The sequence below is a fragment of the Komagataeibacter kakiaceti JCM 25156 genome (genome assembly GCF_000613305.1).
On the sequence record NZ_BAIO01000485.1, the window covers coordinates 1 to 1,758 of the forward strand.

Consider the following 1,758-nt stretch of genomic DNA (forward strand, 5'->3'; position numbering starts at 1 on the left):
CGGCGGGCGGTACGCGGCCTATTCGGCACGCAGCATGTACCCGGCATTGCGGATGGTGTGGATGAGCGGCGTGTCGAACGGCTTGTCCACCTTCTGGCGCAGGCGCGAAACATGCACGTCGATCACGTTGGTCTGCGGGTCGAAATGGTAGTCCCACACGCCTTCCAGCAGCATGGTGCGGGTCACGACCTGCCCGGCATGGCGCGTCAGGTATTCCAGCAGGCGGAATTCACGCGGCTGGAGGTCGATCTTGCGTCCCGCCCGGCGCACCGTGCGCGAGAGCAGGTCAATCTCCAGATCGGCCAGTTCCAGCTTGGTCTGCGGCGCCGCCTCGGTCCGGCCACGGCGGCCAAGGGCTTCCACCCGCGCCAGCAGTTCGCTGAAGGCGAAGGGCTTGGTGACGTAATCATCCCCCGGCCTTGAGGCCCTGAACCCGGTCATCCACATCCGCCAGCGCCGAAAGCAGCAGGACCGGGGTGGCGTTGTTCTGCGCGCGGATGGTCTCGAGCAGGCGCACGCCGTCAATGCCCCCCGGCAGCATGCGGTCGAGTATGATCAGGTCGAATTTCTCGCTCACGGCCATGAACAGGCCGTCCTTGCCGTTATCGGTCAGTTCGACCAGGTGTCCCGCTTCCTTCAGGCCCTTGGCCACGAAATTGCGGACGGTGGGGTCGTCTTCGACTACTAGAATATGCACGTTGCCTCACGTCGTTTCTGGCGGGGTCGGTCAGTCTTCCATGTCCTCGTCGGGGCGGTGGCCCACGCAGGCATTCAGGCTGAGTATCTCACGGCGGCGGTGAATATGCAGCACCACGGTCGATTCCGGCTGCTTCGCCGCTATTGAACGGATCAGCATGCGCGAAGTGTCAATCGGTTCGTCATTTACGGCGGTGATGACATCACCGATATGCAGGTGCGCCTTCATGGCCGGGCCATCGCGGTCGATTCCCACGATCTGCACGCCGCCATGTCCCGGCCCGTCCGCCAGGGTCACGCCCAGCCAGCCCCGGTCGATGCGGCCCTTGCGGCGCAGTTCCTCCACGATCGGGGCCACGATTTCGGATGGCAGGCCGAACCCGATGCCCACCGACCCCCCGGTGGGGGAGACGATGGCCGTGTTCACCGCCACCACCTGCCCCCCCAGGTTGAAGGACGGTCCGCCGGAATTGCCGGGGTTGATGGGGGCGTCGATCTGGAAAAAATCATCGAACGGGCCGGTGCCGATATCGCGCCCGCGCGCGGAGACGATGCCCGCCGTGACCGAGGATCCAAGCCCGAACGGGTTGCCCGCCGCCATGATCCAGTCACCGATATTGACCAGCCTGCTATCGCCCCACGGCACGAAGGGCATGGGATGGGGCGCGTGGATCTGGATGACCGCAATATCGGTCAGGTCGTCGCTGCCGATCAGGCGGGCGGGGAATTCCGTGCCATCGGCCAGCGATACGGTAATCTGGTCCGCCCCGCCCACCACATGCGCGTTGGTCACGATCACGCCGCCGGGGTCGATCAGGAAACCGGAGCCCGCGCCCAGCATTTCCTCCCCATGGGCGCGCATGCGCTCACGGAACTTATGTTCGAACGGGGTGCCCTTCACGCTGGGGGGCAGGGGCTGGTGGCCATTCGCCTGCCGGTTGTCCTGTGAGGACTGGGAGACGGCGATATTCACCACCGCAGGCCCCACCTGGCGCACCAGCGGCGCAAAAGTCAGCGGGCCGGACGAGACCACGGGGGGCACGGGGGCGGCGAAAAGCGGCG

1 protein-coding gene and 1 pseudogene are annotated in these 1,758 nt (G+C 65.9%); both read right to left on the reverse strand.

Annotated elements, in window-relative coordinates; all coding sequences use genetic code 11:
• Positions 1-18 precede the first annotated feature (18 nt).
• Positions 19-697, reverse strand: a pseudogene (locus tag JCM25156_RS25240) (winged helix-turn-helix domain-containing protein).
• A 30-nt stretch (positions 698-727) separates the two neighbouring features.
• A partial coding sequence (locus JCM25156_RS15665; protein ID WP_025813824.1) for a S1C family serine protease occupies positions 728-1,758 on the reverse strand: 1,031 nt, incomplete at its 5' end.